The organism is Mesorhizobium sp. (assembly GCF_004962925.1).
In the GTDB taxonomy this organism is placed as follows: domain Bacteria; phylum Pseudomonadota; class Alphaproteobacteria; order Rhizobiales; family Rhizobiaceae; genus Mesorhizobium.
Genome location: NZ_SUEO01000096.1, coordinates 1 through 9,050, shown reverse-complemented (window position 1 = coordinate 9,050; position 9,050 = coordinate 1). Strand labels below are relative to the sequence as shown.

The following is a 9,050-nucleotide window of genomic DNA, read 5'->3' as shown; positions in this document are numbered from 1 at the left end:
GCCGCTGACGGCAGGCGATGCCCTGCCGGAAACCCGCGAGGTCGCGAGCTCCGACGTCTTGACGGTGGAGGCCCTGGCGGTGCGCACCGGCATATCGGGCGAACAGGCGCAGGAGCTGCTCGACAGGCTGGGAAACGACAGGGCGGCGATCGAGCAAGCCGCGCGCAACCTCAAGGGGAAGCAGCAGCTCGGGGAGTGACAGGATGATCAGAAAACTCAAAGACGGAAAATACCGCCTCTATTCGCGCAAGAAGGACGAAAAGACCGGCAAGCGCCGCAATCTCGGCACCTTCGATACCCGCGAAGCCGCCGAGAAGCACGAACGCGAGGTGCAGTATTTCAAGAGGCATTGAGGCGGCGTTGGTGGCCGGTGCCCGCCAGCCAGTCGCGCGGCATGCCTGGCGGAACCTGAGCCTGCGACGACGGCGGCCATGCATCTCTGCTCCGGACACTTTACGAGAACATGGTGCGTCCACCAAGCCTTAGTCCGGAAGCAGGTAGCGACGCCCATGGCGGTCGCCCGCGGATTTTAGCACGGTACGCAAATTGTCCAGAACCGTACCTGATGCACCTCGCGCAAGCGGCATCAACCTTTCAGTGACGAAGCGTTCGCTTGCGACGTGGCCAAGCGGACTATTGTACTCTCTAAATGCATCACCGCGCCGCTCCCGACGATGGCGCCAGCTATGTCGAGGCGAGCGACACGCGGCCAACAGATGGCGACGTTCCGTCGGATGAAACCGGCGCCGCCCAGCTTCCGCCCGACCCACGTGCAATATTGCTTCAGCCGCTACCGCTCCTATCGGCCGGAAGACAACAGCTACCGGCCCTATTCCGGCGGCCCGCGGAGGCAGTGCGAGTAGGGGGCGCTGAGCGGCGCCTTGTCCGCCCTGTTGGGCATCTGCAATCCCGTCTATGTGTTGGTCCTTCCCCGGGGGCGGAGGGAAGGTGCCGCTTGGGCCGTCCTGTGATCGCGGCGCATCAACTGCCGAATGTCGTAGGCAAGTCAGGCCAGTGGTCAAGGCCCTCGCTGTCACTGGCCGAGTCGCTAGGCTGCCTTACGCAGCGGTCGCGGTGATCGGCGGCGCCCCCGCCTATCTCAGGATCATCGAGGATCGCTGAGGAGAGCGCGATTAGGATGATAATCGCAGGGAGATCCTCAAGTCTCGAAGCGACCTGGAAAATGGTTCACTCGGTGCAGTTCTCCGCCGCCCAATAGTTCAAGCTCGGATACTTTCAATGTGGATTGAATTTGCTACTGTGTGGCAGCATATGGGGCGGGAATCGGGGGAGCAATCAAGAATGTCAGTCAGCGTGACCGGGAGTCGGATCTCGCAGGCGGTGCTGTTGTTGTCGAAACTGGACAAAGAGATCTGCAATAACATCCGAACGAATGAGTTTATCGACGACCTTCAGATGTTCGAGAACCGCCGAGAGCAGCAGGAGTTTCCAAGTCTCCAGCAAAAACTTGAACGAGCGGATCGGAAACACGAAATAGAATCGGCAGAAATGAAGCAAGAGTATTTTGCTATGCTGCTGTTGAGATTCCGTCATTTCCCATCGGCGCAAAAACTCTTCGCACTGTTTCTCTGGCGGATCAACGATGTTTTCGAATCCCACATTATACCAAATGTACAGAATCTCAATCACAGCGAAGTGGAAAAAATTGTGGAGACGATGATCATCGAGCCGATCATCGCGGATATGGGTAACGGATTTGAGCATTTCACACTGACGCATGGACACGTAAGAGGAATGATCTATTGGCTCGCTGACCGCTGCTTTGTCAGGTGGCATTGATGTTCTCGCTATCCTATTCGGCGGCTTATGATCCATACAATACGATCTTCCGCTTTCTTTGCCTTCTGAATGCTGCAGTCGATAACGAAATGACATTTTCCACCCTCCGTATCACCGACTTTTACTTTTGCTTTCCTTGGCTTTTGTCGGATTTAAGAACCACAAGAGAGGTGCCAGGGTTTGCTGCACGTCGGAACGCAATAGTCCGCGGATATCGGAAAGGGAGCTTTGATGTTCTCCCCGCATCAACCGTGTTGTTCGATCGCATGGAGCCCATTCAGAACATGGCGAAAAACGCGTTGGTTGCCCGTTCGGTACTCACAGCCCGTGGTGCCAACAAGGGAACGGTGCGGCTGGGTCCTGAATCCGTCTCTGCTGTAATGCAGCAGAAAATCGACGCCCACGTGAAAGCGCAGAAAGATCTAGTGAGCCTCTTAAGTATTGATCTGCCTCAAATTCGGATTCATGGGGCAGACGGGTTGAAGCATCGCAGCGGTTTGAGCGAGCATCGCTATGACAATGTATAAACCGAACTTGGCGGTGAGGAGACTTGTGGTCTCGCGCAAAGGCCACATTGCATACGACGAGACGTTCCATAACGGCCTGAACATCATTCGCGGACAAAACAGTTCGGGCAAGTCGTCGATCATGGACTTTCTATTCTATGTTCTTGGCGGCGACTTATTGGAAAGCCAATGGCGAGAGGCCTCCCTTCTGTGTGACCAGGTCGTGGCAGGCGTGCTCGTAAACGGCGTCGATATCACCATAGCTCGTGAGATTGATCCCCGTTCGCAACGTCCTATGCGTATGTTTGAAGGCCCGATAGAGGAAGCCCTGAACTCTGCGGCAGAGGGTTGGAGCCTCTACTCGTATTCCCGAGGTTCCGGAGACAGTTTTTCGCAAGTCCTCTTCCGTTATCTCGGATTGCCGGAGGTGCAATACGGTGAGACAAACACTAAAATAACGATAAACCAAGTCCTCAGGCTTCTTTATTCGGATCAACTGTCTTCTGTTGAGCGGATTTTTCGTGATCAGCGGTTCGATGACGCAACCACAAGGCAGACGGTGGGCGAGTTGTTGTTAGGAGCCTACAGTAACGCGTATTACTCGGCTCGGTTGAAAAAGCGGGAACTAGACGACCAAATTAAGGAGAACGAGAGCCAAATCCGATCGTTGATACGGCTCCACAGTAAATCCGGCCATCCACTAACGATCGAATGGGTCGCCTCCGAGAAGCTTACGATCGAGCGTGAGATCGATAGGTTAGCAGAGCAAATTCAGGAGGCGGAAAACCAAATCTTCCAGGCGGGGGTAACAGATCGCTTAACCCTGAGCGAGCAAAGGCAGGCGCATGAGGAAGTGTTAAAATATCAGCGGCTTCTGGCATTCGCACAACAACAACTCGATGAACTCGAAATCGAACGGGCCGACTCTGAGGAATTTATCACCGCACTCGAAAAACGCTTGGAAGAGCTTCACCACTCTCAAGACGTACTCACCGAATTTGACCTCCTCAAGTTTGAATTTTGCCCCTCTTGTCTCGCCCCGATCTCTGAACATGAGGTTGAAGGTGCTTGCCACCTGTGTAAGTCAGCATATGACCATGATCGAGTGAGAAGACGCTCCCTCCAGCTAATTAACGAATATTCGAGGCAGCGAGAAAAATCGACCGAGCTTCTGAAAAAGCGCGCCGATCAGATCCTTGAAAAGCGGACCGAGATTTCCGGATACAAGGAGTTCTGGCAGCAAGCGAGTGAGCGCTATAGCGTAGTTATTCGAAATCCTACAACCGAACTTCGATCGCAGCTGAGTCGCCTGAACAGGGAGTTGGGATATAAAAAACGGGAACTAGAGGAGCTTGCAGCGAAACAGGCGGTCGCCGAAGAGTTGGCAGAATTGGCACGTTTGCGCGCCGACCTTTCTGGGCAACTCGAAGGGACTAACGCCACTATTGAGTTCGAGCAACGGCGGACAATAAGCCAAAAGGCACAAGCAGCGGCGAAAATACAGAGCGAAGTTTTGTTCTTCTTGAAAAGTGACCTTGAGCGTCAGTCTACGTTTGCGTCGGCCACTGAGATTACATTCGAATTTGACGCCGATAGGATCGCAGTAGACGGAGAGTCTTTTTTCTCTGCCAGTTCGATGGTTTATTTGCGAAATAGTTTTCTTGCTGGTTTACTGTTCGCCGCCGCCAATGATCGGACCTTTTCCCATCCTAGGTTCCTCATCATGGATACCGTTGAGGACAAGGGAATGGAACCGGATCGGAGCAGGAATTTCCAACGACTACTGTCGCAGAAATCAGACGAAGCCATCTCCGAGCATCAGATCATCATTGCCACGTCAATGATTGCCCACGAACTTGATATACCCTCAATTACGGTTGGCGATTTCTATACTCACGACAATCGTACACTAAAGATCAATTAAGATATGGCGCAGGAAGTCAAACATATACCGGACGATTTTTGTCACAGGACGTGCAATTGGGAGACGGTATCTGGGTTCGGTCGCTCCGGCGTGGCGACGGCGACGATGGCTGCGCCATTCATAGGCTATGCCATTCTCTATCATTCGACTGTTGAACGGTACCTGGGGGGGCTAGGTGGCTTGCTCAGCTTACAAACGGATGTCGGGAGTTGCGCTCCTTGGCTGACGATGTGGCAAAAGCTCAACCTGACATACTTGGCCTTGGTGCTCCTAGGGGTGGGTTCAATAGTATTTAGGACGTTGGCACCCAAGACCATCAAGATATACGGCAATATCTCGCACTACGTGGAGCGGGAACTGCCGCGTGTGACGGCTAGGAACCTTCGCTCCCTATTTGTAACTGTGTCCGCACGGAGACCCCACCTTCGTGGAGATTTCCTGGAAAGGGCAGCATGGCTCGCTCGCGACAAAGCCAGCCTCAAATCCGCCTCCGACTCGCTTCAGCAGGCCAAGGACGACCAGCTGGCGATCGATGTATTGAGAAGTTACTATAATGTAATGAACAGGTACACACTGCGGCTTGCGGTCTACCTGACCATAGCGCTCTATGCGTTAGGCTTTATTCTTTTGTCTGCGGCGGGGCTCGATCTGACACGCCGTGTCTTGTGCGTCATGATTAAATAGCCTGGGCTGGCCTTTCACTTCCTCGACATAAGCGTCGTGGTGCCTCAGTCTCTCGCCCGGCGCCGGCCCTCCACCGCACCAAGCCGCTCCTGCAGATGGCCATTCAGCACGATCATTTCCTTCAGCGCCTTCACCGCGTCGCCCTTGTGCTGGGCAATGAACTGGTCGGCGATGGTCTGAAGGGCGGCCTCCTGGCGGCTGTCCAGCGTCACGATGTGGTCCATGGCGATGCCTCCGATAGTTTCTGTTCAAATTGAACAAAACGGGAACAAAAATGTCAAGGGCGAATTGACTCCGCGAGGAATGCCTTCCTATTTGTCAGTAGGTGGGGCGGTTGCTCACAAATTGGGGAGAGCCGCGTGGGCAGACGAAAAAGCCGGTTTGACAGGCTGTCGACGAGGGATGCGGAGGCGATCATCAGGGACGCCCTGAGCCTGCGCAAGACCGTGCTTTCGTCGCAACTGCATCTGAAGGCGCATGGCGAGCTGTATTGGCAGCTTTGCGGGCTTACCGACAAATTGCATGAGGTGATGGCCAGCCTAGCGGAGAAGGAGCCCGATTTCCGGATGCCGAATCTTGGCCTGCTCCCGCTTCCCGAGGATTACCTGACTCGGAAATGAACCATGGCCGGGCCGATGGACAGCGTTGGACGTGCCGCGAAGGCCAACATGCTGCTGATCGTCGAATGCGGCCACTGCTACCATGTCGGACGCTTCAGGGCGAATGATGTCGCTCAGGTGGTGGGCTGGAACAAGCCGCTGGAGACCATCAAGTTCAAGTGCAAACGATGCAGCCGGAAGGATACTACAGTGCGCACCCAGTTCATCGACCAGGACCATCCGCCGAAGGGCTACGTCTGGGTGTTGCAGAAGTTCAAGCTTTAGAACAGCGATCCCTGCACCGGCGCCTGTGGCGCCTGCGGCGGAAACTTGATCTGCGTCGCCGGCTTGTCGACGATCACCAGCGCGTCGTCGGGTGCCGTGCGCTGCAGGTGCCTGGCCTCCGACCACGGCGCGGTCAGCCAGGTCTCGGTTTGCTCCTGCGTGGTCAGGATGACAGGCATGGCCTTCTCGTGGATCGGCGCGATCAGGGCGTTTGGCTTGGTGGTCAGAAAACCGTAGAGCTCGAAGTCGCCGGGGCCGTCCTTGACCTTGCGCACGCCTTGCCAGCGCGTCCACAGGCCGGCGAAGAAGAACAGCGGCCGCTCCTCGTTCAGCGCGAACCAGTAGTTCCTCTGGATACCGGTATCCGGGTCCTTGTCGCCCGGCGTCGGGCTGGGTTCGGCAAAGCTGGTGAGCGGCACCACGCAGCGGTTCTCGACGCCGAGATATTGCTGCCAGTGGCCGTATTGCGGGTTGCGGATGTTGGTGGTGCCGTAGTCGGCCTTGCCCTTCACCCGCTCAATCGGCGTTGGCATGCCCCACAGCAGATTGGCCAGCTCGCGCGTCCCGTCCGGTGCGTTGCGCACCACCGGGCCGGGCTGGTTGGGGTAGATGTCGATGGAGGGTTCGAGATTGCCAAGAATGTCGCGCAAGGCGCGGGTCCACTGGCGGATCGCTTCCTGGCTGGTGGTGATGTTGTAGAGGTTACACATGTCGAACCCTCAGGGATGTTCAGGCATCTTGTGGGAAAGGGCAGGCAATTTCCAGCGCTGTCGCTCGGCTGCTGACACGCTACCCCAGCCACCACGACAGCGCCGCGATCACCGCCGCCACCCCGGCGATCGACCGCGCCAGAAGGAGACTACCGTGCACAGCGGCGAACCACGGGCTCCGCTCACGCAACGCACGCCGATTCCGCGCGTTCTACCCATTAGGAGGACCATGGCGGATGTGACGGCCGGTCTCATGCGCTTCACAATCGGAGGCAAACCATGATGTCCAAGTTCAAAGAAGCCCTTGAGCGCGGGAAGGAAGCTCGCCGTGAGCAAGAGGGGAAGGTCGGCAATGAGAAGGCCGAGGGAAGTGCGGTGGACTTCGGCGCGCAAGCCAGGGCCTGGCTAAACGACGTCGTGGTTGCGTCGTTGCAAGCGGCCCAGGCCGACGTGACGGGCGAGGTGACTGTCGAGATGGACACCGCGCCAGGCCGCCAAGCCAAAGCGTCAACACCGTCTATTCGGTTCCAAGTCTACAGGAAGCGAGGCATGGAGAAGGAGGTAGTCAGAAGGACGTTCACGGTCGACGTTCATCTGAGTGGGGAAGTGTCAGTCTCTTCGCCCGGGATCGTGGCGAGAGAAGTGGGAAACATAGGGGATAGGTCTGACGAGCGGTTCTCTAGCTTGCTAGCGGAACTGATCGAGGACGCAGCGAAGGGCGCTTAGCCAGCAAGGTGTCGAGGAGAGGGCAGGCAATTTCCAGCGCTGTCCGCAAGGCTGCTGACACCGCCAGGTCTGTCAGTAACAGCTTTCCGGATGCCGCAAACACCCCCTCCGTTAACCTTTCGTTAACCATGGCTGGCTAGCGTTTACCTATCAGTAAGGAATCGCTGTCCGTGACCTTCGCCGCCCCCGTCGAGACCAAATCCATTCGCTTTCGCGCCCGCTCGTTCGTCGCCTTCACGCTGACGCCGGAGGCGCCGCTCTCGGAGTGGCTGGAAAGCCTCGATCGCTGGATCGGCAACTCGCCGGGCTACTTTGCCGGCCGGCCGGTGGTGCTTAATCTCAACACGTTAAAGCCGGAGGTCGGACAGATCGAGACGCTTGTCGCTGAGCTTGGCCTGCGCGGCATCCGCATCTATGCCATCGAGCTCGACGGCAACACCGCACTTGAGGCCAATCTGCCGCCGGTGCTGATCGGCGCCAAGGAGGCCACCGCCGGGCTGCTCATGCAGGCCGACGGCAAGGGCAGGCCGGAAGAGACGGGCAAGCCAGAAGACGCGGACAGGGCGGAACAGGGCAAGCAACCAGAAGACAGGCAGCCGGAAGCGCCGGCCACACTTATGGTCAAGACGCCGATCCGCTCGGGCCAGTCGGTCTTCCACGCGCATGGCGACGTCATCGTGCTGGGCTCCGTCGCCTCCGGGTCCGAGATCGTCGCCGCCGGCTCCATCCATGTCTACGGCACGCTGCGCGGGCGCGCGTCGGCCGGCGTGCTCGGCCATTCGGCGGCGCGCATCTTCTGCCGCAAAAACGAGGCGGAGCTGCTGTCGGTCGACGGCTGGTATTGCACCGCCGAGGAGATGGAGCCGTCCTTGCGCGGAAAAGCCGTCCAGGCCTTTCTCGAAAAAGACACGCTGCGCATCGCGCCGTTCAACTGACGATCCCAACAACAATAATGGAGGCATATATGGGCAAGGTAGTGGTGGTCACCTCAGGCAAGGGGGGCGTCGGCAAGACGACCTCGACGGCCGCCCTTGGTGCCGCGGTCGCGCGAACCGGCAAGAAGGTGGCTCTGGTCGACTTCGATGTGGGTTTGAGGAATCTCGATCTGATCATGGGCGCCGAGCGGCGGGTCGTGTTCGACCTGGTCAACGTCATCCAGGGAACGGCCAAGCTCTCGCAGGCACTGATCCGTGACAAGCGGGTCGAGACGCTGTTCCTGCTGCCGGCCTCGCAGACGCGCGACAAGGATGCGCTGACCGAGGAGGGCGTGGGCGAGGTGATCGACAAGCTGCGCTCGGTGTTCGACTATGTCTTCTGCGACAGCCCGGCCGGCATCGAGCGCGGCGCGCAGCTTGCCATGCGCTTTGCCGACGAGGCGGTCATCGTCACCAACCCGGAAGTCAGCTCGGTGCGCGATTCCGATCGCATCATCGGCCTGCTCGATGCGAGGACTGTGAAGGCCGAGCGGGGCGAGCAGATCGCCAAGCACGTGCTGGTGACGCGGTATGATGCCGCCCGCGCGGCTCGCGGCGAAATGCTCTCGATCGACGACGTGCTGGAAATCCTGTCGACGCCGCTCCTGGGCATCATTCCCGAGAGCCAGGACGTGCTCAGGGCCTCCAACCTCGGTTCGCCGGTGACGCTTAGCGATCCCACCAATTCCGCTGCCCGCGCCTATATCGAGGCCGCCAAACGGCTCGAGGGCGAGGAGTTGCCGGTCGTCGTGCCGTTCGAGCGCAAGGGCTTTCTCGACCGGCTTTTTGGAAGGAGGGCAGCATGAACCTGTTGGACCTTTTCAAGCGGCGCGGCAGCGCGC

At 58.0% G+C, this 9,050-nt stretch carries 12 protein-coding genes and 2 pseudogenes; 12 read left to right on the top strand and 2 right to left on the bottom strand.

Translation table 11 applies throughout. The annotated features are described in order from the left end of the window. The 7 genes and pseudogenes from E5W87_RS19195 to E5W87_RS19165 all read left to right on the top strand — a co-directional run. Positions 1-199: pseudogene (locus E5W87_RS19195) on the top strand (DUF2934 domain-containing protein); the annotation flags it as partial. Positions 200-203: 4 nt separating this feature from the next. Further along, positions 204-353 carry a hypothetical protein gene (locus tag E5W87_RS19190; protein ID WP_023677295.1) on the top strand — a complete coding sequence of 50 codons (150 nt, stop codon included), beginning with the start codon at positions 204-206 and terminating at the stop codon, positions 351-353. A 414-nt stretch (positions 354-767) separates the two neighbouring features. Then, positions 768-863 (top strand): annotated as a pseudogene (locus E5W87_RS19185) (BA14K family protein); the annotation flags it as partial. Between the two features lie 376 nt (positions 864-1,239). Continuing rightward, positions 1,240-1,800 carry an ABC-three component system protein gene (locus E5W87_RS19180; protein ID WP_292400783.1) on the top strand — a complete coding sequence of 187 codons (561 nt, stop codon included), beginning with the start codon at positions 1,240-1,242 and terminating at the stop codon, positions 1,798-1,800. Further along, the gene (locus E5W87_RS19175) at positions 1,800-2,327 is read left to right on the top strand and encodes an ABC-three component system middle component 5 (RefSeq protein ID WP_292400780.1); all 528 of its coding nucleotides are present in this window, start codon (positions 1,800-1,802) and stop codon (positions 2,325-2,327) included. The genes E5W87_RS19180 and E5W87_RS19175 overlap by 1 nt, the downstream gene beginning before the upstream one ends. Further along, positions 2,314-4,230: an ATP-binding protein gene (locus tag E5W87_RS19170; protein WP_292400777.1), complete on the top strand. Its 1,917-nt coding sequence runs from the start codon at positions 2,314-2,316 to the stop codon at positions 4,228-4,230. The genes E5W87_RS19175 and E5W87_RS19170 overlap by 14 nt, the downstream gene beginning before the upstream one ends. Before the next feature lie 105 nt (positions 4,231-4,335). Continuing rightward, complete coding sequence (locus tag E5W87_RS19165) at positions 4,336-4,914, top strand: hypothetical protein (RefSeq protein ID WP_292400775.1); 579 nt, start codon at positions 4,336-4,338, stop codon at positions 4,912-4,914. A 44-nt stretch (positions 4,915-4,958) separates the two neighbouring features. Here the strand turns inward: E5W87_RS19165 and E5W87_RS19160 are convergent, their stop codons facing one another. Next, entirely contained in the window at positions 4,959-5,138 is a 180-nt protein-coding gene (locus E5W87_RS19160; protein ID WP_292400772.1) for a hypothetical protein, read from the bottom strand. 135 nt (positions 5,139-5,273) lie between these two features. Here E5W87_RS19160 and E5W87_RS19155 point away from each other — a divergent pair, with 135 nt between their 5' ends. Both E5W87_RS19155 and E5W87_RS19150 read left to right on the top strand, forming a co-directional pair. Next, positions 5,274-5,534, top strand: a complete 261-nt coding sequence (locus E5W87_RS19155; RefSeq protein WP_292400769.1) for a hypothetical protein — start codon at positions 5,274-5,276, stop codon at positions 5,532-5,534. Positions 5,535-5,537: 3 nt separating this feature from the next. Next, positions 5,538-5,798, top strand: a complete 261-nt coding sequence (locus E5W87_RS19150; protein ID WP_292400767.1) for a hypothetical protein — start codon at positions 5,538-5,540, stop codon at positions 5,796-5,798. On the opposite strand, the gene E5W87_RS19145 is transcribed toward E5W87_RS19150, so the two are convergent. Further along, complete coding sequence (locus E5W87_RS19145; RefSeq protein ID WP_292400764.1) at positions 5,795-6,508, bottom strand: SOS response-associated peptidase; 714 nt, start codon at positions 6,506-6,508, stop codon at positions 5,795-5,797. The two genes, E5W87_RS19150 and E5W87_RS19145, sit on opposite strands and share 4 nt — an antisense overlap. 279 nt (positions 6,509-6,787) lie before the next feature. Between E5W87_RS19145 and E5W87_RS19140 the strand changes: the two genes are divergently transcribed. The 3 genes from E5W87_RS19140 to minD all read left to right on the top strand — a co-directional run bounded on the left by E5W87_RS19140 (position 6,788) and on the right by minD (position 9,014). Then, a complete protein-coding gene (locus tag E5W87_RS19140; protein WP_292400762.1) occupies positions 6,788-7,234 on the top strand; it encodes a hypothetical protein in 447 nt (148 codons plus the stop codon). Positions 7,235-7,404: 170 nt separating this feature from the next. Next, complete coding sequence (gene minC, locus E5W87_RS19135) at positions 7,405-8,169, top strand: septum site-determining protein MinC (protein ID WP_292400759.1); 765 nt, start codon at positions 7,405-7,407, stop codon at positions 8,167-8,169. A 29-nt stretch (positions 8,170-8,198) separates the two neighbouring features. Beyond that, positions 8,199-9,014 carry a septum site-determining protein MinD gene (minD, locus tag E5W87_RS19130; protein ID WP_095482856.1) on the top strand — a complete coding sequence of 272 codons (816 nt, stop codon included), beginning with the start codon at positions 8,199-8,201 and terminating at the stop codon, positions 9,012-9,014. The last annotated feature ends 36 nt before the right edge of the window (positions 9,015-9,050 follow it).